Annotated in this window: 22 protein-coding genes and 1 pseudogene; 12 read left to right on the top strand and 11 right to left on the bottom strand. The window is 66.2% G+C overall.

Annotated features, from left to right (window positions below):
• The first annotated feature begins 68 nt into the window (after positions 1 to 68).
• From O5O54_RS21265 to O5O54_RS21255, 3 genes are all read left to right on the top strand, one after another.
• A protein-coding gene (locus tag O5O54_RS21265; protein ID WP_279483865.1) for an IS5 family transposase occupies positions 69 to 823 on the top strand; the annotation gives its coding sequence in 2 pieces (ribosomal slippage) (positions 69 to 389 and positions 392 to 823; 753 coding nt in all).
• Between the two features lie 118 nt (positions 824 to 941).
• Positions 942 to 3,728 (top strand): PAS domain-containing protein, encoded by a 2,787-nt coding sequence (locus tag O5O54_RS21260; protein WP_279483864.1) that lies wholly within the window; start codon positions 942 to 944, stop codon positions 3,726 to 3,728.
• A gap of 10 nt (positions 3,729 to 3,738) precedes the next feature.
• Entirely contained in the window at positions 3,739 to 4,128 is a 390-nt protein-coding gene (locus tag O5O54_RS21255) for a response regulator (protein WP_279483863.1), read from the top strand.
• Between the two features lie 163 nt (positions 4,129 to 4,291).
• Here O5O54_RS21255 and O5O54_RS21250 read toward each other — a convergent pair whose 3' ends face one another.
• From O5O54_RS21250 to O5O54_RS21240, 3 genes are read right to left on the bottom strand one after another with little or no spacing between them, the layout of a single operon-like run.
• Positions 4,292 to 4,777 carry a DUF421 domain-containing protein gene (locus tag O5O54_RS21250; RefSeq protein ID WP_279483862.1) on the bottom strand — a complete coding sequence of 162 codons (486 nt, stop codon included), beginning with the start codon at positions 4,775 to 4,777 and terminating at the stop codon, positions 4,292 to 4,294.
• 31 nt (positions 4,778 to 4,808) lie between these two features.
• Positions 4,809 to 5,261 (bottom strand): MgtC/SapB family protein, encoded by a 453-nt coding sequence (locus tag O5O54_RS21245; protein WP_279483861.1) that lies wholly within the window; start codon positions 5,259 to 5,261, stop codon positions 4,809 to 4,811.
• Between the two features lie 57 nt (positions 5,262 to 5,318).
• The gene (locus tag O5O54_RS21240) at positions 5,319 to 6,029 is read right to left on the bottom strand and encodes a PRC-barrel domain-containing protein (RefSeq protein ID WP_279483860.1); all 711 of its coding nucleotides are present in this window, start codon (positions 6,027 to 6,029) and stop codon (positions 5,319 to 5,321) included.
• A 241-nt stretch (positions 6,030 to 6,270) separates the two neighbouring features.
• Here O5O54_RS21240 and O5O54_RS21235 point away from each other — a divergent pair, with 241 nt between their 5' ends.
• Positions 6,271 to 6,648, top strand: a complete 378-nt coding sequence (locus O5O54_RS21235; RefSeq protein ID WP_279483859.1) for a septal ring lytic transglycosylase RlpA family protein — start codon at positions 6,271 to 6,273, stop codon at positions 6,646 to 6,648.
• Between the two features lie 425 nt (positions 6,649 to 7,073).
• Here the strand turns inward: O5O54_RS21235 and O5O54_RS21230 are convergent, their stop codons facing one another.
• Complete coding sequence (locus O5O54_RS21230) at positions 7,074 to 7,586, bottom strand: DUF305 domain-containing protein (protein ID WP_279483858.1); 513 nt, start codon at positions 7,584 to 7,586, stop codon at positions 7,074 to 7,076.
• Positions 7,587 to 7,759: 173 nt separating this feature from the next.
• Here O5O54_RS21230 and O5O54_RS21225 point away from each other — a divergent pair, with 173 nt between their 5' ends.
• On the top strand, positions 7,760 to 8,869 hold the full coding sequence (locus O5O54_RS21225; protein WP_279483857.1) for a mechanosensitive ion channel family protein: 1,110 nt from the start codon (positions 7,760 to 7,762) through the stop codon (positions 8,867 to 8,869).
• On the top strand, positions 8,866 to 10,122 hold the full coding sequence (locus O5O54_RS21220; RefSeq protein WP_279483856.1) for a DUF2254 domain-containing protein: 1,257 nt from the start codon (positions 8,866 to 8,868) through the stop codon (positions 10,120 to 10,122). The genes O5O54_RS21225 and O5O54_RS21220 overlap by 4 nt, the downstream gene beginning before the upstream one ends.
• 46 nt (positions 10,123 to 10,168) lie before the next feature.
• On the opposite strand, the gene O5O54_RS21215 is transcribed toward O5O54_RS21220, so the two are convergent.
• Positions 10,169 to 11,410, bottom strand: coding sequence for a sodium:proton antiporter (locus O5O54_RS21215; protein WP_279483855.1), 1,242 nt, complete (start codon positions 11,408 to 11,410; stop codon positions 10,169 to 10,171).
• A 247-nt stretch (positions 11,411 to 11,657) separates the two neighbouring features.
• Between O5O54_RS21215 and O5O54_RS21210 the strand changes: the two genes are divergently transcribed.
• The 5 genes and pseudogenes from O5O54_RS21210 to ligD all read left to right on the top strand — a co-directional run bounded on the left by O5O54_RS21210 (position 11,658) and on the right by ligD (position 18,459).
• Positions 11,658 to 13,112 (top strand): diguanylate cyclase domain-containing protein, encoded by a 1,455-nt coding sequence (locus O5O54_RS21210; RefSeq protein ID WP_279483866.1) that lies wholly within the window; start codon positions 11,658 to 11,660, stop codon positions 13,110 to 13,112.
• 201 nt (positions 13,113 to 13,313) lie between these two features.
• On the top strand, positions 13,314 to 14,429 hold the full coding sequence (locus tag O5O54_RS21205; RefSeq protein ID WP_279483854.1) for a Gfo/Idh/MocA family oxidoreductase: 1,116 nt from the start codon (positions 13,314 to 13,316) through the stop codon (positions 14,427 to 14,429).
• Between the two features lie 305 nt (positions 14,430 to 14,734).
• Positions 14,735 to 14,920 (top strand): DUF3606 domain-containing protein, encoded by a 186-nt coding sequence (locus tag O5O54_RS21200; protein ID WP_279483853.1) that lies wholly within the window; start codon positions 14,735 to 14,737, stop codon positions 14,918 to 14,920.
• Between the two features lie 111 nt (positions 14,921 to 15,031).
• Positions 15,032 to 15,904 (top strand): Ku protein, encoded by an 873-nt coding sequence (locus tag O5O54_RS21195; protein ID WP_279483852.1) that lies wholly within the window; start codon positions 15,032 to 15,034, stop codon positions 15,902 to 15,904.
• 15 nt (positions 15,905 to 15,919) lie between these two features.
• A pseudogene (ligD, locus tag O5O54_RS21190) lies at positions 15,920 to 18,459 on the top strand (DNA ligase D).
• A gap of 101 nt (positions 18,460 to 18,560) precedes the next feature.
• On the opposite strand, the gene O5O54_RS21185 reads toward ligD, so the two are convergent.
• The 6 genes from O5O54_RS21185 to O5O54_RS21160 all read right to left on the bottom strand — a co-directional run bounded on the left by O5O54_RS21185 (position 18,561) and on the right by O5O54_RS21160 (position 21,198).
• Positions 18,561 to 18,869 (bottom strand): hypothetical protein, encoded by a 309-nt coding sequence (locus O5O54_RS21185; RefSeq protein WP_279483851.1) that lies wholly within the window; start codon positions 18,867 to 18,869, stop codon positions 18,561 to 18,563.
• 49 nt (positions 18,870 to 18,918) lie between these two features.
• Positions 18,919 to 19,161, bottom strand: coding sequence for a hypothetical protein (locus O5O54_RS21180; protein ID WP_279483850.1), 243 nt, complete (start codon positions 19,159 to 19,161; stop codon positions 18,919 to 18,921).
• A gap of 165 nt (positions 19,162 to 19,326) precedes the next feature.
• The gene (locus tag O5O54_RS21175) at positions 19,327 to 20,004 is read right to left on the bottom strand and encodes an arylesterase (protein WP_279483849.1); all 678 of its coding nucleotides are present in this window, start codon (positions 20,002 to 20,004) and stop codon (positions 19,327 to 19,329) included.
• Between the two features lie 206 nt (positions 20,005 to 20,210).
• On the bottom strand, positions 20,211 to 20,588 hold the full coding sequence (locus O5O54_RS21170) for a DUF1622 domain-containing protein (RefSeq protein WP_279483848.1): 378 nt from the start codon (positions 20,586 to 20,588) through the stop codon (positions 20,211 to 20,213).
• A 9-nt stretch (positions 20,589 to 20,597) separates the two neighbouring features.
• Complete coding sequence (locus O5O54_RS21165) at positions 20,598 to 20,987, bottom strand: hypothetical protein (RefSeq protein WP_279483847.1); 390 nt, start codon at positions 20,985 to 20,987, stop codon at positions 20,598 to 20,600.
• Positions 20,988 to 20,991: 4 nt separating this feature from the next.
• Complete coding sequence (locus O5O54_RS21160; RefSeq protein WP_279483846.1) at positions 20,992 to 21,198, bottom strand: hypothetical protein; 207 nt, start codon at positions 21,196 to 21,198, stop codon at positions 20,992 to 20,994.
• A 273-nt stretch (positions 21,199 to 21,471) separates the two neighbouring features.
• Between O5O54_RS21160 and O5O54_RS21155 the strand changes: the two genes are divergently transcribed.
• Complete coding sequence (locus O5O54_RS21155; RefSeq protein ID WP_279483845.1) at positions 21,472 to 21,888, top strand: SDR family NAD(P)-dependent oxidoreductase; 417 nt, start codon at positions 21,472 to 21,474, stop codon at positions 21,886 to 21,888.
• The last annotated feature ends 450 nt before the right edge of the window (positions 21,889 to 22,338 follow it).

The following is a 22,338-nucleotide window of genomic DNA, read 5'->3' as shown; positions in this document are numbered from 1 at the left end:
ACGGTGTCCCATAACGGAGTTCACGGTTTTGGGCTGATGTGTTTCCTTCTCCTGCGAAGGAGGTTGGCATGCGTCGCCATGAACTGACGGATCACGAATGGTCGGTGATCGAGCCGCTGTTGCCGAGGAACAGCCGCGGGGTGCCTCGCGTGGACGATCGCCGGGTGATCAACGGCATCCTCTGGCGGTTCCGGACCGGCTCGTCCTGGCGGGACGTGCCCGAACGCTACGGCCCACGCACCGCGCTCTACAACCGCTTCACACGCTGGCGGGCTGCCAGTGTCTGGGATCGACTGCTGGAGGCCGTGAGCCGGGCCTATGACGGCGACATCGTGATGATCGACAGCTCCTGCGTCCGCGTCCATCAGCACGGGGCGGCGAGCAAAAAGGGGGGCCTGCCGATCCTTGCATGGGACGTTCAAGAGGCGGCCTGACGACCAAGATCCATGCTTTGGTCGATGCCGAGGGCAGACCCGTGCGTCTGGAACTCACCGCCGGTCAGGCAGGCGACGCACCCCTGGCAGCCAAGCTGCTCGATACCGTCGCGCCCGGTGCGACCGTGATCGCCGACAAGGCCTACGACACGGACGGCATCTGCAGCTTCGTGGCTACTCGAGGCGCCTGGGCCAACATCCCGCCGCGCTCGACGCGAAAGGCTACCTTCGCCTTCAGCCGATGGGTCTATCGCCAACGCAACCTCGTCGAGTGCTTCTTCAACCGCATCAAGCAGATGCGCGGTATCGCAACGCGCTACGACCGAAGGCCTGACAACTTCCTCGCCGCCATCAAACTCGAAGCCGTCCGCATCTGGATCAATGCGTAACGAGTCCCTCCCTAAGGAAGCGGACGCACCGAACGTTTCAGTTGAGGCAGGAACATTTTAGGGCTAGCGCAGGATGGTTTCGCTCGGCGGTCGAGCCGGATCGGAAGCGAGCGAAGGCATGCCACAGCCCCTCGAACCTGAGGTCATGGATCATCCAGCCCAAAGTGCGACGATGATGGAGCGGTTGGCCGGTCTCGACTGGTCCGCGACGCCGCTCGGCGGACGGGCCGGCTGGCCACAAAGCCTTCGCACGACCGTCGACATCATGATGGGCTCCGGGCACGCGATGTGTCTCGCCTGGGGGCCAGAGCGCACGTTCCTCTACAACGATGCCTACGCGCCGTTCCTCGGAGCCCGGCATCCGTCAGCGCTCGGCAAACCGTTCGCTGACGTGTGGCCGGAGATCTGGGACGACATCGGCCCGCTGGTCAGCCGTGTCTTCGGCGGCGAGACGACGTCCTTCCGGGCCATGCCACTCGTCATGACGCGCAACGGCTACGCCGAGGACACGTGGTGGGACTTTTCCTACTCGCCTGTCCGTGACGAGGCCGGGACGGTCGCCGGGCTCCTGAACGTCGCGGCCGACGCGACGCCGCGCATCCTCGCCGAGCTTGAGCGTGCCGCGGCGACTGAGAAGTTGCGCCTCAGCGAGGCCGTCGCGCAGGAGAACATCCAGCGCGTCCAGCTTGCCTTGGGAGCCGGTGCCATCATCGGCACCTGGTTCTGGGACATCGTGGCCGATCGCTTCACCGTCGACGAACCCTTCGCCAAAGCTTTCGGGCTCGACCCGACCTTGGGCCGCGAGGGCATCCCGCTCGCGCAGATCGTCGAGACCGTGCACCCGGACGACCAGGCGGGCCTCGCCGACGCGATCAACGAGGCGGTTGCCCGCGGTGGCGCCTATGCGCATCAGTACCGCGTGCGACGCCTCGACGGGAACTACTACTGGCTGGAGGCCAACGGGCGCGTCGACCATGCGCCGGACGGCACGCCGATCAGCTTCCCCGGCGTTCTCATCGACATCGAGGATCGGCGGGCCGCCGGTCTCGAGCGCGACCGGATGGTGGCGGCGCTCGCCACCAGCGAAGCACGGTTTCGGGCCCTGTTCGAGAACATCGACGCCGGGTTCTGCATCAGCGAGGTGAAGTTCGACGAAGCGGGGCATCCGGTCGACCACCGCGTGATCGAGGCCAATCCTGCCTTCGAGCGCCACACCGGCTTGTCGGATGCTGTCGGACGCTATGCCAGCGAGGTCGCCCCCGGCATCGAGCAGCACTGGCACGACGCCTACGGGCACGTCGCCAAGACCGGCGAAGCCATCCGTTTCGAGGGCGAGGCGAGGCCGCTTGGACGCTGGTACGACGCGCATCTCTTTCCCGTCGGTGGCGGCCGCGTCGCGATGCTGATCGCCGACACCACGGCGCGCCGCGAGGCGGAAGGGGCGCTGGCCCGCAGCGAAGCGAAGTGGCGCAACGTCTTCGAGACGCTGCACGAGGGGTTCATCCTGGGCGAGGTGATCCGGGATACGGCGGGCCGCATCATTGACTGGCGCTACGAAGCGGTGAACGATGCCTGGCATGACCTTGTCGGCGTGCCGCGGGGAACGGCGATGGGACGCACCGTTCGCGAACTCATGCCCGGCGTTGAGGACGCCTGGGTCGACGAGTTCGCAGGTGTGGTCGAAACGGGCAAGGCAGCGCGCTTTACCCGCCGGGTCGGCACGATCGACCGCTGGTACGACGGCGTCGCGCAGCCGATCGGCGGCGATCGCTTCACGGTGTTCTTCATCGAGGTCACGGAGCGCATCAAGCGCGATCGAAGGCAGGCAACGCTCCTGACGCTGGCGGACGAGCTGCGTGGGCGGTCGGACCTGGAGACAATCATCACGGCGACCGCGCGCTGCCTGGCCGACGGTCTCGAGGTCGACCGTGTCGGCTCGGGCATCGTGAACCTGCGCGAGGATACGATCGACGTTCACTCCGAATGGGCCGAGCCCGGGATGCCCAGCGTCGTCGGTCGGCATGCCTTCTCGTCCTACGGTTCCTACATCGCCGACCTCAGACGCGGGGAGCTTGTCGCCGTCGATGATGTCGGCTCGGATCCGCGCACAAGCAGTCGGGAGGTAGGCTTTGAGGCGATCCAGACCCGCTCGTTCCTAGACCTTCCCATCAGCTTCGATGGTCGCCTGTACGCGGTGGTCTTCGCGCACTCGCGGGACCTTCGCCGATGGACGGACGGAGAGCGTCAGTTCGTCGAGCAGGTCGGAGACCGGGTTCGTGTGGCCCTGACCCGCCAGAGGATGGAAGACGCGCAGCGTGTCCTGACCCAGGAGATGGCGCACCGCATGAAGAACTCGCTCGCCATGGTGCAGGCGATCGCGACGCAGACACTTCGGCAGGCCCATACGATGGATGAGGCGCGGGAGGCGATCTCGAGCCGCCTTGCGGCGCTCGCCCGGGCGCAGGACATCCTGACACGCTCGAACTTCACCGAAGCCGACGTCCACGAGGTCGTCGACGCGGCGATCGCTCCGCATCGCCTGGCCGGCGACCGGATCGCGATGGCCGGGCCCCATGCCGAGCTGTCGGCGCAGCGGGCGCTCGGTCTCAGCCTCGCCATCCACGAACTCGCGACGAACGCGGCGAAGTATGGGGCGCTGTCGAACGAGACGGGTCGCGTCGTCATGATCTGGGAGGCCGCGAATGGTACGTTCGAGTTCCGATGGATCGAAAGCGGCGGTCCGCCGGTTATCCCGCCGGAACGTCGCGGGTTCGGCTCCAAGCTGATCGAGCGGATCGTTGCCAGCTACTTCGACGGCGAGGGACACATCGACTTCGACCCTGCCGGTATCCGTTTCACCCTGGCGGGGGCGCTGGAGCAGCCCGTGGCCATCTCGAACGCTTGAACCAGACACCATGGCCCAGTCCTTCGATCCCGCCCGTTACGCCGTCCTGATCGTGGAAGACGACGCGCTCGTGCGTGCCGAGGCCGTGGACCTGTGTGAAGAGGCGGGATTCACGGCCTACGAGGCGCGCAACGCCGATCAGGCCATCCGCCTTCTGGAGCGCCATCCCGACATCCGCGTCCTCTTCACCGACGTCGAGATGCCGGGCACGATGGACGGGCTGAAGCTTGCCCGAGCCGTCCGCGATCGCTGGCCGCCGGTCGCGATCATCGTCACGTCCGGACGTCTGAAGGTCGAGGCGACGGACATGCCGGAGAACGGGCTGTTCTTCGCCAAGCCCTATCCGCCGCGAGGTATTATCAAAGCGCTCAACGAGATCGCGGCGCAGATCCAGAACTGACTAGGGCTGAGGCGCTCGTAGCCGCGGTCTTCGGAAAGCAGTTGCGGAGCTCGCGGTCGCCCTCCGGGCCATCATCGAAGCCGAGGCCGAACGTTCGAAGGTAAGCGCTCCAAAGCATACGAGCGACGGGCGAGACCGGACTTCAGAGCGGTCGAGCTGACCGTCAGTCCGTCTTCAATACGACGCTGATGGTTCCGTCGCTCTCGAGGATCATCGTATCGACGTCAACAATATCCCGTCCGCCATTCGACCGGACGGCGCTCATCGCTTCGTCCGGCGTGATCCGCTCCTTGCGCAGGGCACCATCGTTGAAGCGCCCGTAGCGGGCTAGGAGCGTTGGTTCGGATCGCACAGCCTTCGCGAACCCCCGCCAACGCACGGACGTCCAGGCGACGAGATACTGGAGGCCGATGAGGACCGCCAGAGCGACGGCGCCCTCCGTCAGTGCGATCGACTCCTGAAGGAGGATGGAGGACAGCGTCGAGCCGAGGGCGACCGTCACGACGAGGTCGAACGCGTTGAGCTTGGCGAGCGTGCGCTTGCCGGAGATCCGGAGGAACAGGACGAGGACGACGTAGGCGAGCACCCCGACGACGAGCGTTCGCACGATGCCTTGCCAGTTCTGGAAGAACATGTTCTGCCAGTCCATCGCCGGCCTCCTTGATACGTTCGGATACTGGTCAGTCGCGCTCGGCCTTGTCGCTGCCGGGTATCCGTCGCTCCGCCAGACGCACGACCGTCAGGATGACGATGCCGTACAAAGCGCCGATGCCGACGAGCCAGAACTGGCCGGCCCCGGAGGCGATACCGAGGGCCGCCGCAAGCCAGATATTAGCGGCCGAGGTCAGGTTGTGGACGTCGCCACGGGACACGAAGATCGCTCCCGCGGCAACGAAGCCGACGGCCTGCGCGAGTCCTTGGATGACGCGGAGGGGATCCACATCATGAACGCCTCCAAGGCTTAAGATCTCGTAGAGCTGGAGCGCCGACACGGTGATCACGGCGGAACTCAGCCCGACGAGTCCATGGGTGCGAATTCCGGCAGAGATCCCGCGCAGTTCGCGGTCGAGGCCGAGCACCAGGCCCGCAACGGTCGCCAGTCCCAGGCGCAGGAAGACGTCGAGTTCGGTCACGATGGCGTCCCTGAGGGCTCCAGCGGGAGGGGCTGGCCCTCCCGCCGGCGTCCAGCGTCAGCGTACGTACTCGAACTCCGGGGCGCCTTCGAGTTGCTCGCGAGTGAAGTTCACCCGGATGTGGTCGATGCCGGCTCCGTTCCAGCCCCAGCCATAGCCCATCATGCCGTTCGCCCGGCCGTTAGCGGGCGTCGTCATCATGCCCGGCGACGTGGCGGTTCCGGCTGCCGTGCCGGCCGCAGTGGTTCCCGCCGCGGGGGCCATCGCGGTGCCGGTTGCTGGCGTCGCGCCGGTCGCTGGCGACGTCGTCGCAGCACCGGGGGTTGCGGTGGTGTCGGTCGCGGCCGCGCCGTTGTTGGCTGCCGCGTCCTGCGCAAGCACGAACTCGAGCTGGTCGTTGGCGATCGCGACGTCCTTCTCGCCGATCCCCAGGAAGCCGCCGACGCCGACCACGACCGCCATGACCTGACCATTGCGGTCAAGGAGGAGATCGTCGACCTCGCCGATGTCCGCGTCGTTCGCTCCCATGACGCGAGCGCCCATGAGACCCGAGCCGAGCATCTGGTTGCCCTCTTGGTACGTGTAGAAGCCGCCCTGGCTCTGCATCATGCCGCCGGACGCGGACATGTCGGAGGACGGGCGGGCTTCCGTGGTCGGGGCGGTCGTCGTTGCCCGCGTCTCGGTCGTCGCCGGAGCCGGGGTCGTCTGCGCGTAGGCGACGCCGCCGGTGGCCGCGGTGAGCAGCAGTGTAGCGATCAACGTGTGCATCGTGTGCCTCCCTTCTGACTACCTCTGGCCAACAGGTCGGGGCCAATCATGTTCCCTGTTGGAAACGTAGGCGTCTGAACACTCGGTGCTGCGATGACGGGTTCGGCGGAGTCCGCGTTAAGCGAACCACACTTTGGTTCCCCGATCCTGAAAAGACCCAGGTATCGCCTTCCCATGCTCCCATTCTGACCATGTCCAGCGGCGAGTTGATGGCCTCCTTCAACGATCGAGGCCTCCACGCATGAAGTTTCTGCCGACAACCGCCATTGCCCTGACGCTCATGACGTTCGGGGGCAGCCCGGTCTCGTCGGCTCATGCGGATCCGGTCGTCGTCCGAACCACCTCGGGCCCGGCCTCCTGGTACGGGCCGCGGTTCCATGGCCGGAAGACGGCGAACGGCGAACGTTTCAACCAGAACGCCCTGACGGCTGCCCACAAGAGCCTGCCGTTTGGCACCAAGGTTCGCGTAACCTGCCGGGATAGCGGCAAGTCCGTCATCGTGCGCATCAATGATCGGGGTCCCTATCACGGCGGCAGGGTGATCGATCTGTCCCGTGCCGCGGCCAGCAAGATCGGGATCGACGGGGTCGGGCGCGTGAAGCTCGAGATCCTCGCTTGACAACTACGAGGTCTCGGGGCGGTTCTTCGTCCTTAAGCTAAACGATGCCTTCCAGCCACGGGTTTGGTTCCGGAAGACACGGCTTCCGCCTCCGATCGGGAATTTTATGGGCCGCCGTCGTCTACGTCTATTCCGTCCCACGCCAAGTTGTCTGATGTCCGCTTCATAAGCTCGGTAATCGAGCTATCGAACCGTTCAATGGAGTCGAACGCGGTGGTGATGGCACCGCCATGGACCGGCAGCGGATGTTTACAACTCAACTGCCGCAAGCTGCTTCACGGCCTCGGTGCGCGCATCGCGATGCTCTGACAACGACATCGGCAGCGATAGAAGGGCTGTTGCGGATCCCAACAGCATGAGACGCGCCAGATGCCGGATGCGGCGAACCGCAGGGCGCAAGGGAGTTTGCCGATCCGTCTCGCCGCTCAGTTGCCGCCCGCAGCTTCGGCCTCCGACATGTTCGGCGCAATGTCCGGCGCCCCGTCGGCGGGCGGGTTGGCCTCGAGGTCGTTAATCAGGCGCTCCATCTCCCCGATCTCGCGGACCTGGGCGGCGATGATGCCGTCGGCGAGCTCGCGCACCCGCGGGTCGCGGATGTGAGCCCGTTCGCTGGTCATGATGGCGATCGAATGGTGCGGGATCATCGCCTTCATGTAGGACACGTCCGACACGGTCTCCTGGCTGCGCACGAGCCAGAGCGCCCCGGCGAAGACGAGGACGCCGGCCACGACGATGCCGACGTTGGCGCCGCGCTTGGGGTACATCCCCCACATGAAGCCGATCATGATGACGGCCATGGTCGCGCCCATCACCACCGCCATCCAGGTGCGCGTCTGGCTGAAGAACACGTGGTCCAGCGCGAAGGTGTTCAGGTACATCAACCCGAACATCACGACGGTAGAGGTCGCGATCATTGCTGCGAAGCGGGTGTAGGTCATCGGGAGGGCCTGCGGCTTGGGTCGTGTTCCGCAGGTAGGGCCTGCGACCGGCGGGGGAAGGCGCGGCACTTGCCCATTGCCAAGGGGTGCCGTTCCGGGACGCTGCCCCACCTAATCGTGCACGGACCTTCCGTCGGGGCCATGCACTCGACGCCAGACGAAAGCCTCCTCGCATGTCGCCAGCCTTCGCGCAGAGCACCGCGCCAGCCGCCGCCGACCCCGCAGCCGTCGACGCGTTAGCTGCGAACGCGCCCCAGACCGTGGACCAGGCGGTGCGTGTCGACCCGGCCTTCGTCCTTTCCAAGATCGAGACCTGGGTCGTCGGCTTCCAGCGCCTCCTGCCCAACATTGTCGTGGCGCTGGTCCTGTTCGCGGTGGTGTTCGGGGTCGCCTGGCTTGTCGAGCGCGCGTTCCGGCGCTGGGCGGACAAGCACGAGCGCTCGAACCTCGGCGCGGTGATCGGCTCGTTCGTGAAGTGGATCATCATCCTCTTCGGAGGCCTGCTGGCGCTGACGATCGTCATCCCATCCCTGAACCCCGGTGACCTCATCGCCGGGCTCGGCATTGGATCGGTCGCGATCGGCTTCGCCTTCAAGGACATCCTCCAGAACTGGCTGGCGGGACTGCTCATCCTGATCCAGCGCCCGTTCGGGGTCGGCGACCAGATCGTGGTCAACGGCTACGAAGGCACCGTGGAGTGGATCGAGACGCGGGCGACCATCATCGCCATGTATGACGGACGGCGCGCCATTATCCCGAACGCCAACGTCTATTCCAACGCCGTCACCGTCAACACGGCGCGCCCGACGCGGCGCTCCCAGTACGACGTCGGCATCGGCTACGGCGACGACATCGAAGGTGCTCGCAAGGCGATTCTCGAGGCGATCGCGAAGGTGCCGGGCCTCGAAGCTGATCCGGCGCCCGAGGTGCTCGTCTGGGATCTGGCCGGCTCTGCCGTGAACCTGCGCGTGCGCTGGTGGACCCAATCGAAGCGCACCAACGTCGTACACATTCAGGCCGCCGTTCTCGAGGCCATCAAAGGCGCACTCGACAGCGTCGGCATCGACATGCCGTACCCGACGCAGGTCGTCCTCTTTCACGACCAGACGGAAGAGACGGACGGCATCCGTGGTGAGCAACGCGAGGGCTGGCCGAGGCGCCCGGGACGCGAACCGCCCAAGCCCGTCCGCCTGGTCAGCCCGCCGCGTGATGGCGGCCCCTCCGACGGACCCGAGCGTTACGAGGGGACCGAGGGTACCGATGGCCGCGGGGGGCACCCATGACCTCGCGCTGGTTCTGGCTGCTCCGTCGCCTGTCGCGACGCATCTGGGTGCGCGCGACCCTGTTCTCCCTTGCCGGTGTCCTCACGGCGCTCGCAGCGATCGTCCTGAGCCCGTACATACCCAGCGACCTGCCCACCAAGATCGGCTCGGACGCGGTCGACAACATCCTCAGCATCATCGCCTCATCGATGCTGACGGTGACGACCTTCTCCCTGTCGACCATGGTGTCGGCCTACTCGGCCGCGACGTCCAACGTGACGCCCCGTGCGACCCGCCTCGTGATCGAGGACACGACCACCCATAACGTCCTGTCGACCTTCATTGGGTCGTTCCTGTTCAGCCTCGTCGGCATCATCGCGCTCTCGACTGGGCTCTACAGCGATCGCGGCCGCGTCGTCCTCTTCGCCGTGACGATCCTCGTCATCGTCGCCATCGTCGTGACGCTCCTTCGCTGGATTGATCACCTCTCGAGCCTCGGACGTGTGACGCAAACCACGGAGCGGGTCGAAGCCGTCGCGCTCGAGGCGATGCGCGAGCGCCGCCGCAATCCCTATCTCGGCGGCTCGCCGCTTCACGATCCGTCCGTCATTCCGCGCTCGGCCCGCCCGGTTTTCCCCGACGAGGTCGGATACGTGCAGCACGTCGATGTCGGTGCCCTGGCGGCGCTCGCCGACCATGGACCGAGCCGGATCTATCTATGCAGCATTCCCGGCGACCTCGTCGATCCGACAACACCGATCGCCATGGTCAAGGGGCTCGACGTTGACGAACCCGAGCAGCACGTCCGGGACGCCTTCACCATCGGCGACATCCGCTCCTACGACCAGGATCCGCGCTTCGGTGCGTCGGTCCTCACCGAGATCGCGAGCCGTGCCCTGTCGCCTGGTATCAACGATCCCGGCACGGCGATCGACGTTATCGGGCGGGCGGTGCGCCTTCTGACCGTCTGGGGTGAACCGCTCGACAAGGAAGCCGAGGTCGCGCACCCGAACGTTTTCGTGCCGCCGATCCTGATCGGCGACCTCTTCGACGACCTGTTCACCCCGATCGCTCGCGACGGGGCTTCCACCGTCGAGATCGGCGTGCGTCTCCAGAAGGCCTTCCGCAGCCTGGCGCGCTACGGACGGGACGGGTTCGCCGGGAACGCGCAACGCCATTCCCGGGAGGCGCTGGAGCGCGCCGAAGCAGCTCTTGCCATCGAGGCAGACAAGCGGCGCTTGAGGGCACTGGCTGACGAGGTCGGCGAGCGATGACACGTCCGCCAACGTTCGCCCGGTTTCAGCCCGCGGACGGACGCGACTAGATCCTGCGCGCCACCATGCCGAGGCTGAGACCCTGCACCACGATGGTGAACAGGACGACGGCATAGGTCGCGGCTAGGATCGGCGACTTTGCCGGGTCGTCCGGCAGCGACAGGGCCAGCGCTACGGAGATGCCGCCCCGTACGCCCGCCCAGGTGAGAAACGGGATGTTGCGGGCCGACAGCGATCCCGTCCAGCGGAATAGAAGGACGGGAGTCGAGACCGCGACGAGCCGGGCGGCGAGCGCGAGAGGAACGGCGGCGAGGGCGAGGATCATCGCGGTCGGCTCGAAGCGCAGGATGATCACCTCGAGCCCGATCAAAAGGAACAGCACCGAGTTCAGGACCTCGTCGATCAGCGTCCAGAGCGCCGAGACGTACCCTTGTGTCCGGTTGCTCATCGCCTTCCGGGGGGCGAGGTCGCCGATGACGATCCCCGCGGCGACCACGGCCAGCGGGCCGCTCAGGCCCAGTTTCTGCGCCACGGCGTAGGTGCCTGCGACAAGCGCCAGCGTGATGAGCACCTCGACCGCGAAGTCGTCGATCGCTCGCATGGCGCGGTAGGCGACGTATCCGGCAACGAGGCCAAGCGTGATCCCACCGCCTGCCTCGACGGCGAGGCGCTCGAAGGCGGACGCGACGGTGAAGTCCTCGGCTCCCATGCCCGTCGCGAAGCCGAGGAGGAGGGTGAACAGGACGACGCCGACGCCGTCGTTGAACAGGGCCTCTCCCTGCATCTCGATCTGCACGTCGTCCGGCACGGAAACGTTCTTCAGGACGTTGAGGACGGCGACGGGATCGGTCGGGCTGATCAACGCGCCGAACAGGAGCGCCCAAGCCAAGGGTATCGAAAGCCCCGCGATGCCTGCCGCCCACCAGAAGCCGATACCCACGATGGCGGTCGAGATCACCGTGCCGACGAGCGCGAGGAACGCGATCTGCCAAGCGCGGCTGCGCAGGAGCCGGACGTTGAGGTTGATGGCCCCGGCGAACAGGAGGAAGGCCAGCATGCCGTCCATGACGACCTGCGTGAAGTCGATCTGCCGCAGCGCCCTCGCGAGCTCGTCGTAGAGCAGCTCGTTCGGGAACATCGCCTCTATGCCGACGAGAACCAGCGACGACAAGAGGCCCATGAGAAGGAGGCCGGTGGCGTGCGGCAGATGGATGAACCGGTGGTTCAGCCATCCGAACAGGGCCGACAGGACGAGGAGCAAGGCGGAGATGTCGAGGATGGAGATCATCGGTCGGACTTCGTTTCGACGGCCGCGGTGCTGGCGGCGGCGTGTCGGCTGCGGATGGCCATCCGGCGAGGCAGGTTACCCTCCCGGACGCCACCTTCATGTGGACCTCAATCCCATCCAGCATAGCCCATCCCGTTGGACCGGGCGGGCCCGTGTCGACATCAGGGGATGTTAAGGCCTGTCCCGTAGACGAGAGTTCAAACGAGCGCGGGTCGCGCCTGCAATTCTCGGTCGACGGGGCTCACGCATCCCGGACAGCCAGCGCGAAGCATTGCGCCAGAAGGCCTTGGCTGAGATCGCCCTTCTCGACACGCCTCCGGAGCGCGAGTTCGACGCGCTGGCGCGTCTCGCTCAGACCATGCTCGCGACCAGCATGTCCTCCGTCACCCTGATCGACCCCGAGCGTCAGTGGTTCAAGGCACGTTGCGGTCCTCTCGCGCCGTGGACGGAGCGCGGGCCAGCCCTCTGCGCCGCCGTCTTCGAGAGCGAGGCGTCCGTCTCGGTCGCCGACGCAAGCCTCGATCCGCGGTTCGCAGGCAGCCGCTTTGTGACCGGCGAGCCCAACATCCGCTTCTACGCCGGCGTGCCCGTCCGCGTGCGCCAGATCGACGGGGAGATGGTGACGATCAGGACTCTCTGCGTCCTCGACGACAAGCCGAGCGAACCCACCCTTTCGGACATGGCGGTTCTGCCGGACCTCGCCTGTCTGGCGGAGGCTCTAGTCGAAGCACGTGTCGTCGCACGACGAGCCGCGGAATCTGCCGAGCAGCGACGCCTGGCGGTTGAGCGGCTCGAACGAGAGCGTCGTCAGGTCGAGCAGGCCGAACGCATGGCCGACATGGGATCCTACCGCTACGACATCGAGGCCCGATCGACGACGTGGTCGGACGGCGTCTTCGCCATTCATGAGTTGCCTGCATCCGGCGGCGTGCCGAACGCTGAGATCATGACCTTCTTTCCGGAGCCCGACCGATCCACTTTCCTGGACGGGGTCATGCGCACGCTGGATACGGGCGAACCGTTCGAGATGGAGGTCGACTTCGTGACGGCCAAGCGTCAGCGCCGCCGCGTGCGGTGTTCCTGCGAGACCGAACTGTCGAAGGGAAGACCCGTCGCGCTGGTTGGAGTGATCCAGGACATCACCGAACGCCACGCGTTGGAGGAGCGTTTGCGCCAGCAGGCGTCGACCGATGCCCTGACTCAGCTTGCCAACCGGGCCCAGTTCCACCGCGTCCTGCACGACAGGTTGCGCGACGCCGATGCTGCCTCGCAGGAACTCGCGGTCCTTCTCATCGATCTCGACGGCTTCAAAGGTGTCAACGACGCGCTCGGCCATGCCGCGGGCGACGACGTGCTGCGGCGGGTCGCCGACCGTCTTCGCCGTCCCTGCCACGATGGCTGCTTCTCCGCTCGCCTTGGAGGCGACGAGTTCGCAGTCATCGTCCCGACCGAAGTCGGGCGTGTCGAACTCGCCCCGATGGTCGATCGTCTGCTGCGTGACATTGAGATCGTCACCTCGAATGGCGACCAAATCGCCCGCGTCTCAGGAACGGTCGGCATCGCTTGGTCGGGCGCTGTGGGGCGTGATGGGGACAGTCTGCTGCGTCAGGCTGACGCCGGGCTCTACGCCGCCAAGCGATCAAGCAAGGGTTCGGCGAAAACGTATCATCCTAGTGATACCGCTGTCGGGTTCGCCGGGTAAGCGGGAGCGATGCCCGCTTTCGGGGAGCCAATACTCGCGGCTGGAAGGCAGGCGTGGGTCGAAAGCGGATGGCCGGCGTGGGTATTGAAGGCCCCGCCTAAGTTTGCCCCGCTCTTCCGCATCCGCAGAGGGGAACATCGAAGCCTCCCGTGCTTTGCCTACCGGACGCGGCACGATCGCGACGATACACGGGAAGGCTTGATGTTCGGAAGCAGGAAAAAGGTTCGCTTCGCTGTGGTCGGCGGGGGGCAGATCTCGCAGCAGGCGTTCATGCCCGGCATCGGGCGGACCAGCAATTCGGAGCTGGCGGCGCTGGTGACGGGCGACCCGGTGAAGGCGGACAAGCTCGCCGCGCTCTACGGCATCAAGGCATGGACCTATGAGCAGTACGGCGACTTGCTGACGTCGGGCGAGATCGACGCCGTCTACGTCGCGACGCCGAACTTCCTCCACCGCGACTACGCGGTGCCTGCGCTGGAGGCCGGCATCCACGTTTTGCTCGAGAAGCCGATGGCCTCCAGCGTCGAGGAGGCCGAAGCGATCCTCGCTGCGCAGCGCAAGGGCGGCGCCAAGCTGATGATTGCCTACCGCCTGCACCACGAGCCGGGTACGGTCGAGATGATCACACGAGCCCGGAAGGGTGAGTTCGGCGAACTCCGCTACTTCACCTCGACCTTCGCCCAGAACGTGCGCGAGGAGAACTCACGCGGCCACAACGGCTATTGGGGTGGCCCGGTGCCGGATATGGGCACCTATCCGCTGAACGCGGTCCGGAACCTCTTCGGGGAGGAGCCGCTTTCCGTCCACGCGGTCGGCACGAAGACGCCGAGCCGCGGCTTCAACTTCCACGACACGGTGGCGGTCACGCTGCGCTTCCCAGGTGAGCGGCTGGCGCAGTTCACCGTCAGCTACGCGACCGCCCCATCCGAATCCTTCACCCTGGTCGGTCGGAACGCCAGCATCCACGCCTCGCCCTGCTTCATGTTCGGGCCCAAGGTCGGCATCGCCTATGTCGAGAAGACCGAGGACGGGGAGACCGAGCACCGCTTCGACCCGGTCGAGCAGTTCGGCAACGAAACGGAATACTTTTCCGACTGCATCCTCAACGATCGCCACCCGGAAGCCGACGGCGAGGAAGGGCTCCTCGATATGCAAGTCCTCGAGGCGGTCGCGCGGTCGTTGGACACGGGCAAGACGGTGATGCTGGAGCCGCGAACCCGCAAGCGATCCATCGAGCCGGATCAGGCGCTGAAGCTGAAGCCTGCGAAGCAGCCAACCGAGGAGGACATGATCAACATCATTCCCCAGTCGGCATAGCCGCCTGCCGGGGCCCACACCTCATTTTCGGCGGCGCGTCGGCTGCGGCTTGTCGCCGACGCTCCCATGCTCCCCCGTCCGCACAGGTCCGCTAAAGGGCGTTACTGTGCGCTGAAGCGACTTTTATGCGATCTGACGTCGGTCGGCTTTGCGTCGTGCAACCGAGGCGAGCTGGATGTTGAGCCAACGAAGCGCTTTGGTTCGAATTGGAGCAACTCGGCGTCCCGCCTGCCGTTTCCCGCCCTGAAATCATCTTGCGAACGGCCGTGAACTCGGCCTGCCCGAACCGGTGGAGGGAGATCACCATGTCGAACGAGCATACATCTCGCGGTCGCGCCCAGGACCGCGCCCGGGTCGCCGCCGGACAGGATCACGAGGTCCGCTACGAGGCCGGCAAGGAAGGCGTCTCCAAGGCCGACGTGAAGGAGGCCGTCAAGGACGTCGGCAACAGCCGCCGCAGGGTCGAGGAGCGGTTGGAAGAAGGCGACTGATCGAACCTCCGCCCTCTCCTTTCCCGTGACCCGTTTCAGGGCATGGCTTGGGCGGAACGGCGAACTTGATGCGTGCGTTCGTTCGGCGCTGTTTCTGTCGGAGTTTCTCGTATGGCGCGGCGTCCCATCTGGAAGGGTCAGATCCGCCTGTCCCTCGTCTCAATCCCCGTCGAGATCTTCCCGGCGACGTCCTCGTCCGGCACGGTCAGCTTCCACCAGATCGACCGCAAGAGCGGCCAGCGCATCCACTACGACAAGGTCGTCGAGGGGCATAGACCGGTCTCGCCCGAGGACATCGTGCGTGGCTTCGAGGTGAAGAAGGACCAGTACGTCATCCTCACCGACGAGGAGCTCGACTCGGTTAAGCTGGAGACGAAGAAGACGCTGGAGCTTGTCCAGTTCGTCGAGGCGACGGAAATCCCGCCGCTCTACTTCGACAAACCGTATTACGTCGTGCCGCAGGACGAACTGGCCGAGGATGCCTTCCGCGTGCTGCGCGATGCCCTCAAGGAGGGCGGCAAGACCGGGCTCGGCCAGATGACGATGCGCGGCAAGGAATACCTCGCCGCCCTGCGCCCTTACGGGACGGGGTTGCTTCTCGAGACGCTTCATTACGCCGACGAGATCCGCAAGGCGGACGAGCTCTTCGAGGACATCGCCAAGGGCGAGACCGACGACGATCTCCTCGCGGTCGCGCAGGAACTCATCGAACGCAAGACCCATCCGTTCAAGCCGGGCGCCTTCAAGAACCACTACCTCGCGGCGGTGAAGGAACTGGTCGAGGAGAAGCGCCGCAAGCATGGCGAGGTCGAGATCGAGGACGAGCCGGACGAGGCGCCCAAGGGCAAGGCGAAGTCCAACGTCGTCGATCTGATGGCGAGCCTGAAGAAGAGCTTGGAGCGCAGTAAGGGCGAAGGCAACACGGCACCCGCTCGTAAGCCGGCAGGCAAGGCGAAGCCCGCGCCGAAGCGCAAGCGCGCCTGAACTGGGGACGCCGCCATGGGCTCCCGCGCCGACACGCTGCTGAAGCGCTACCGCGAGAAGCGTGACTTCACGCGCACGACCGAGCCCGACGGTGATGGTCCGTCCGCTGAGGAGAAGGGGACGCGGCTTGCGTTCACGGTTCAGAAACACGACGCCCGGCGCCTGCACTACGACTTCCGCATCGAATGGGAGGGCGTCCTCAAGAGTTGGGCGGTGACGCGCGGCCCGAGCCTCGACCCGGCCGACAAGCGTCTTGCCGTGCGCGTCGAGGACCATCCGCTGGATTACGGCACGTTCGAGGGTACGATCCCGGCCGGCGAATACGGCGGCGGCACAGTCATGCTCTGGGACCGGGGATGGTGGGAGCCGGAGGGCGATGCCGCGCAGGGACTGGAGCGCGGCAACCTTAAGATGCGGCTCCACGGCGAGAAGATGGACGGCCGCTGGGCGCTGGTGCGGATGAAGGGCAGGGACCGAGGCGCCCGTGAGAACTGGCTCCTCATCAAGGAGCGCGACGAGGACGCGGCGCCTAGGCAGGACCTTCTCGCCCTCGACCGGAGCGTCAAGACGGGACGCAGCCTCGACGAGATCGCGAAGCGAATGCCTCCAAGGACGGCAGTGTCGCCGGCCGCGGAAGCGGCGGTGCCGGCGGCGCGCCCGAAGGCGAGCCGGCGCAAGGCGAAAGGCGGACAGGCCGGCCTTCCGGCATTCCGCCCAGTTCAACTCGCTCTTCTGACGGACGCGGCGCCCGAGGGCGACGACTGGCTGCATGAGGTGAAGTACGACGGCTACCGCGTCGAGATCGCGCTGGGCGGCGGCGCGGTACGCTTTTCCACCCGCAACGAGCAGGACTGGACGACGCGCTTCGCAAGCCTGACGGACGCGGTGCTCGCACTGCCCTGCAAAAGCGCGTTGATCGACGGCGAGGTCGTCGCCTTCGACGCGGACGGACGGGCCGATTTCTCGACGCTTCAGAAAGCGCTCGGTGCCGGGACGCCCCTGTCGTGCTTCTGCTTCGACCTCCTCGAACTCGACGGCAACGACCTGACCGCCGCACCGCTCGTCGAACGCAAGGCGCTCCTGAAGGTTCTGCTCGAGGCGGGCGGGGAGGGGGCGCTCCACTACAGCGAGCACGTGCGCGGCAGCGGTCCGTCCGTCTTCCATGGGATTTGCGAAGGCGGCCAAGAGGGGATCGTCTCCAAGCGCGCCGATGCGCCCTACACCGGAACCCGCAACGGCGACTGGCTGAAGGTGAAGTGCACGCGGCGGCAGGAGTTCGTGATCGGCGGTTGGTCGCCGTCCGCCAAGCCCGGCCGGCCGTTCTCGTCGATCCTCGTCGGCGTCCGGGAGAAGGGGCAGATCGTCTATCGCGGCCGGGTCGGTTCCGGCTTCGGCGCGGAGACCCTCGCCGATCTCGCGGGACGTTTCGCTGAACTTGCTGCGCCGACATCGCCCTTCGCCAACCTGCCGCGGCCCGTCGCCAAGGGGGCGCGCTTCGTGCGACCGGACCTCGTCGCCGAGGTGGACTTCGCCGAGCTGACGGTCGATGGGCAGATCCGCCATGGCGTCTTCGAGGGCCTTCGGGCGGACAAGGCAGCCGAAGCCGTCGTTGACGAGCGCAAGGAGGAGAGCATCCCGGCGAAGGCTCCGCCGAAAGGCGGGACGCTCACCGTGTCGGGCGTGCGCATTTCCCATCCCGACCGCGTCGTCTATGGCGAGGGCGGGGTCACGAAAGGTGACCTCGCCCGCTATTACGAGCGCATCGCCGAGCGGATGCTCGCCCACGCCGGAAGCCGCCCGCTGACGCTGAAGCGCTGTCCGTCTGGCATGGCTCATCCCTGCTTCTTCCAGAAGCATGTCGGCGAGGGCTTTCCCGACGAGATGGGAACGGTCGACCTCCTCGAGCACGACGGCGAGCCGGCGCGCTACATGACGCTGCTCGACCCCTCGGGCCTTGCGGCGGCCGTGCAGATGGGGGCGCTGGAGCTCCACATCTGGGGTTCGCGCAACGATGCCATCGAGCGGCCCGACCGCCTGGTCTTCGACCTCGACCCCGATCCGTCCGTCGGCTTCGAGACGGTGCGCGAGGCGGCGGACCTCGTGCGCGGCGCGCTGGAGGCGCTTGGGCTGACCTCGTACCCGATGGTGACCGGCGGCAAGGGTGTCCACGTCGTCGCCCCGCTCTTACCCAAAGCGAGCTTCGAGGACGTCGCACGTTTCGCCAAGGGGCTGGCCGTCCGAATCGCTGCGAGCGACCCGGCCCGGTTCGTCGCCACCATGTCGAAGGCGAAGCGGCGGGGTCGCATCTTCATCGACTGGCTGCGCAACGAGCGGGGGCAGACGGCCGTCGCACCCTACTCGACGCGGGCGAGGGCAGGGGCTCCAGTGGCGACGCCTGTGTCTTGGACGGAACTCGCGCAACTGCAAGCCGCGAACGGCCTCTCGCTGGGGACGTTCTCGACCGCCTCGACGACCCCGATCCGTGGAGGGGCTATGATCGTGCGAGGAGGCTCGTCACCGGGGCACTGGTTGACGCCGTCGAGGACAAGGGCTGAGTGTCCCCTAGGCCGCCTTCCAGCTTGAGGAAGCCGGCTCGACATCAGAATGACGAGATACGAGGTTGCTCGCACGCCCAAGCGGGCTGGTCGGTGGACCGTCAGAGGGTCTGGATCTCTCCGGACGCCACCTCGGCGCTGATGTCGATAAGGCACGTCTCGCCACCCGTGACCGGCTCGCCGCCCCACCGCACCACATCGGCCGCGGGCAATTCGATCTTGTAGCGCTTCTTGGATCGCTCGACACCGGACCGTGTCGCCGTCTCCTTCCAGGCGACCGTTCCGCGGTAGCGATCCGGCGGAAGCACGATGTCCCCATCGATCCGCGTGTCGACGGAGACGAGGAAATCCATGGGCCCGCCCAACAGTCGCGAACCCTTGCGCCGCCTCGGCAGCTTCTCGGCTTTCATGCGCATCCTGCCATGACCGTAGCCGAAATCACCGACCTTAAGCTTATCGTCATGCTTCACCCCGATCCCGAACGAGCTCGCCCCGCCGCGTCAGGCGCCACCATCGCGCGCCGCGCCAGCCGACGTCCACCTGCGCGAGGCCGAGGCGCTCGAGTTGCGCGACGGCCTCGAGGATCGCCGCCGGCAACTCACTCTCCAGGCAGCCGATCGCCTCGCCGTCCGACGCCCACCCCGTCAGGCGGAGCATGGCCCGGCACTGGACGGGCGTCAGATCTTCGAAGCGTACGGCCATTCGCTCTCCCGTTGTTCGGCAGGGGATACCAAGAGACCGTTCCGAGTGTCGACGCCCTGCCCGGAACCGAGCCCGGAGGGCCGGCTGTGGACCATAGAGGCCCCCGCGGCGCACAGTCCTATCCACTCGCGAAAGGTGCCGACAAGATTCTGTACGCCGATCTCGTCAATCGGCTGCCGCGCGACGCTCCTCGAGCTTGCCCAGCTCGCGGAGGACGGTCGGGAGTATACCGTCGACGATGCGTTTGACCCCGGCCGCGTTTGGATGGATGCCGTCGCCAAGGTTCAGGTTCCGGTTGCCCGCGACGCCCTTCAGGAAGAACGGGTAGAGTGCCGCCGCGTGCCGCTCCGCCAGACGCTTGTAGATCGGAGCGAACGAACGCGAGGCTTCGTTGCCCAAGCCGGGCGGGATGACCATCCCGGCAAGGATCACGGCCTTCGACTTGCTTGCGACGTGCGAGAGGACGGCGTCGAGGTTGCGCTCGGTGGTGCTGGCCGGCACGCCACGGTAGATGTCGTTCGCGCCGAATTCGACGATGGTGAGGTCGGTCCCCGTCGGCACGGCGCGTTCCATGCGCGCCACAGCTCTGGCCGAGGTGTCGCCCGAGACGCCTGCATTGGCCACCGTCACGTCGTAGCCCTTCGCCCGAAGCGCAGCCTGCAACTGCGCCGGAAACGCCTCGCCCGGTCGCAGACCGTAGCCGGCGACGAGGCTGTCGCCGAACGCGACGATCCGGACCGGCGTAGGGGCGGACCGGGCGCGGGCATCGCCGCCCGCCGTCACTAGGGCGCCAAGCATGGACAGGGCCACCGTGGCGGCTCGGAAAGGAACTCCTTCGGGCATGGAATGTCCTGAGGTTGGGTGAGGGCAACCCTACATGGGAACGGAAAGCCGAATTTGCGACGGAGCGAGGGATCGATCGAATGCGTCTCATCGTCCCTTCACGGCGGGGCTGCGGATCCCGTCCCGCGTTTTCGATCCCCACGGCCACATCGTTTGCCTGGGTCGCCGCGAACGCCTAACCGTGGTGATCGTACGGCGAGCCGACCTCACCCGCTCCTTGGGCCGGCCTGGTCCTTCGAACCCTTCTGCCACGGCCACCTCCCGTCGATCTCAACCTCCAGCGAGAAGCTGAGAAAGGTCCGGATCGCGACGATGCCAGCGAGGACGGCGAGGCTCTCCAAGCTTGGCTCGATGGCGACGGTGTTGATGATGTCAGCCGCAACCAGCAGTTCGAGCCCGAGAAGGATCGCGCGGCCGATGCTGGAGCGGTAGGTCCGGTACGGGTCGCTGCCGGAAGCGGTATTGCTCCGCTCCCGCAGGTATCGGATCGTCGCGCCGACGATGCCGACGACGATGGCCAGGATGCCGAACACCTCGATGGCGCGCGTCGTCCAGTGGAGAAGAGGAACGAGGTCGAGAGCCATGGGGGACGGCTACGGACGTCCGGCGGAACGGTCGATCTCCTCAAGACGCCGGACATCAGCGTCCTCCGAAGCTTCGATCTCCTCGCGCTCCAAGGACCGGAGTTCCGCCTGCTGTGGCTTCTCCCGACCGACCCGCGCCGTCAGTTCGGCGAAGCCCGGGTACGATCCTTCGGCCCCTAGCTTGTTCGCCAAGCGAAGGTATCGGATGGGAAAGGCGATGGCGTCGAGATGAGCAGAGCTGAGATCGGCACGGCTCCGGTCGGCCGTCACGGTGTCCTCGACGTCCGCGAGCGCCGCGTCGAGGTCGGCCTCGCTCACCGCGCCGCTCTGGCGCAATGCCGTCATCAGAGCTGACAAAGCGGCATACAGGCCCTCGAGTTGGAGGTTTGCGGTGTTCATTGCGCTACCTCCCTGCCTGGACTTTCCGGCCCGGCCGCACGCTGTCGATCGCAGTGCGGATCACGCTCTTGCGGCGTCGCTGATCCATGTCTGGGACGAGCATGCCCTTCAGCATCTCCTCGCCGATCGCGGCGGTCTCCTCCTTGGTCAGATCTCGGCGCCGCATCTTGCCCGCCTCGATTTCCCAGGCATTCTTCAAACCCTTAGTCATGGGCATCCTCCCGATTGGAAGGACGAAACCCGGGTCGCGAAGTCGAGGTTCCGGGCCGGCGGTCGGAGACCGTCTTGAAATCGGTTCGCCGCAACCGAACAACAGAATTCATTCACGGGCGGGCGCGTGTCCTTTGGAACGCCCGTGTCCCGCTTGCGTGCACGCCATTTGGTTGGCCGACGACTGGGAGCGACACATCTCGCTGGATCGATGTTGCGCAGCACCCGTTCCGCGAATGTCGCCCGATCCCGGGCCGGCGAAAAAGGACGCGGCATGAGACGCAAATCCCTTCGAGATCAGGTCATCGTCATCACCGGGGCCACGAGCGGCAACGGGCTTGCGATCGCCGAGCGCGCCGTCCGCGAGGGCGCGGCGGTGGTGGTGGTCGCACGTAACGAGCAAGCGCTCTCCGACATTCGGGACCGACTGACGGCCTCAGGCGGGCGGGTCGCGACCCTTGCGGTTGACGTGGCAGACGATGGCGCTGCCGAACAAGTCGTCGGAGCGGCGGTCGATGCCTTCGGCGGCTTCGACTCCTGGGTCAACAACGCGGGAACGGGGACCTACGGGGGCATCGCCATGCAGTTCTACGTCGACACCATGACCGGGCCTACAATGAGAGGCAAGCGGCTGAAGAAGCACCTTCAAGCTGCCGGATACGACGTGAAGTTGACCAGTGCTATTGACTGATGGCGCAGATGATGGGCTTCCGCGACTGGCAAGAACTGACGGCTTCTGTCTGTACGGAGGAAGCGTCGCTTGGGGACGACTACGTCGACGACGCCGAGTTCGAGCGCCGCCGGGGGTTCCAAATCTGCGTTCTGCTCGACGAGGTATTCGCAGGGATGACGCGGAGGCGGCGATCGACGCGATCGGACCGACGAACTACTGCCTGCCGACGGCCGGCCCGAGCTCGGACGAGGAGGCGTTTGTCGAGGAATGGGTCTTCGGACAAGTTCGCGGAACTGAGGTCGAAATGTCGTAGGGCCAGACCTGCGTGACCTTAGTCTCGCCACGCGTGCGTTCGGTACCAGCACTCACGCGTCACGAGTCTCGCGTCACACGTAGAATGCATACTCCGACTGTCAAACGGCCTGCAAAACTGGGTCTGACTCACAACTGATGCAGTTTGGCGGTCTA

The organism is Aureimonas sp. SK2, from assembly GCF_029813115.1.
GTDB lineage: Bacteria > Pseudomonadota > Alphaproteobacteria > Rhizobiales > Rhizobiaceae > Aureimonas.
Note: the sequence above shows the minus strand (reverse complement) of the source record. Positions and strands in the feature narration are given on the sequence as shown.

Excerpts from the sequence above, each read along its gene's own strand:
- O5O54_RS21260 (WP_279483864.1), top strand. The coding sequence starts at position 942 with ATGCCACAGCCCCTCGAACCTGAGGTCATGGATCATCCAGCCCAAAGT.
- O5O54_RS21255 (WP_279483863.1), top strand. The coding sequence starts at position 3,739 with ATGGCCCAGTCCTTCGATCCCGCCCGTTACGCCGTCCTGATCGTGGAA.
- O5O54_RS21250 (WP_279483862.1), bottom strand. The coding sequence starts at position 4,777 with ATGGACTGGCAGAACATGTTCTTCCAGAACTGGCAAGGCATCGTGCGA.
- O5O54_RS21240 (WP_279483860.1), bottom strand. The coding sequence starts at position 6,029 with ATGCACACGTTGATCGCTACACTGCTGCTCACCGCGGCCACCGGCGGC.
- O5O54_RS21235 (WP_279483859.1), top strand. The coding sequence starts at position 6,271 with ATGAAGTTTCTGCCGACAACCGCCATTGCCCTGACGCTCATGACGTTC.
- O5O54_RS21230 (WP_279483858.1), bottom strand. The coding sequence starts at position 7,586 with ATGACCTACACCCGCTTCGCAGCAATGATCGCGACCTCTACCGTCGTG.
- O5O54_RS21225 (WP_279483857.1), top strand. The coding sequence starts at position 7,760 with ATGTCGCCAGCCTTCGCGCAGAGCACCGCGCCAGCCGCCGCCGACCCC.
- O5O54_RS21220 (WP_279483856.1), top strand. The coding sequence starts at position 8,866 with ATGACCTCGCGCTGGTTCTGGCTGCTCCGTCGCCTGTCGCGACGCATC.
- O5O54_RS21215 (WP_279483855.1), bottom strand. The coding sequence starts at position 11,410 with ATGATCTCCATCCTCGACATCTCCGCCTTGCTCCTCGTCCTGTCGGCC.
- O5O54_RS21205 (WP_279483854.1), top strand. The coding sequence starts at position 13,314 with ATGTTCGGAAGCAGGAAAAAGGTTCGCTTCGCTGTGGTCGGCGGGGGG.
- O5O54_RS21200 (WP_279483853.1), top strand. The coding sequence starts at position 14,735 with ATGTCGAACGAGCATACATCTCGCGGTCGCGCCCAGGACCGCGCCCGG.
- O5O54_RS21195 (WP_279483852.1), top strand. The coding sequence starts at position 15,032 with ATGGCGCGGCGTCCCATCTGGAAGGGTCAGATCCGCCTGTCCCTCGTC.
- O5O54_RS21185 (WP_279483851.1), bottom strand. The coding sequence starts at position 18,869 with ATGAAAGCCGAGAAGCTGCCGAGGCGGCGCAAGGGTTCGCGACTGTTG.
- O5O54_RS21180 (WP_279483850.1), bottom strand. The coding sequence starts at position 19,161 with ATGGCCGTACGCTTCGAAGATCTGACGCCCGTCCAGTGCCGGGCCATG.
- O5O54_RS21175 (WP_279483849.1), bottom strand. The coding sequence starts at position 20,004 with ATGCCCGAAGGAGTTCCTTTCCGAGCCGCCACGGTGGCCCTGTCCATG.
- O5O54_RS21170 (WP_279483848.1), bottom strand. The coding sequence starts at position 20,588 with ATGGCTCTCGACCTCGTTCCTCTTCTCCACTGGACGACGCGCGCCATC.
- O5O54_RS21165 (WP_279483847.1), bottom strand. The coding sequence starts at position 20,987 with ATGAACACCGCAAACCTCCAACTCGAGGGCCTGTATGCCGCTTTGTCA.
- O5O54_RS21160 (WP_279483846.1), bottom strand. The coding sequence starts at position 21,198 with ATGACTAAGGGTTTGAAGAATGCCTGGGAAATCGAGGCGGGCAAGATG.
- O5O54_RS21155 (WP_279483845.1), top strand. The coding sequence starts at position 21,472 with ATGAGACGCAAATCCCTTCGAGATCAGGTCATCGTCATCACCGGGGCC.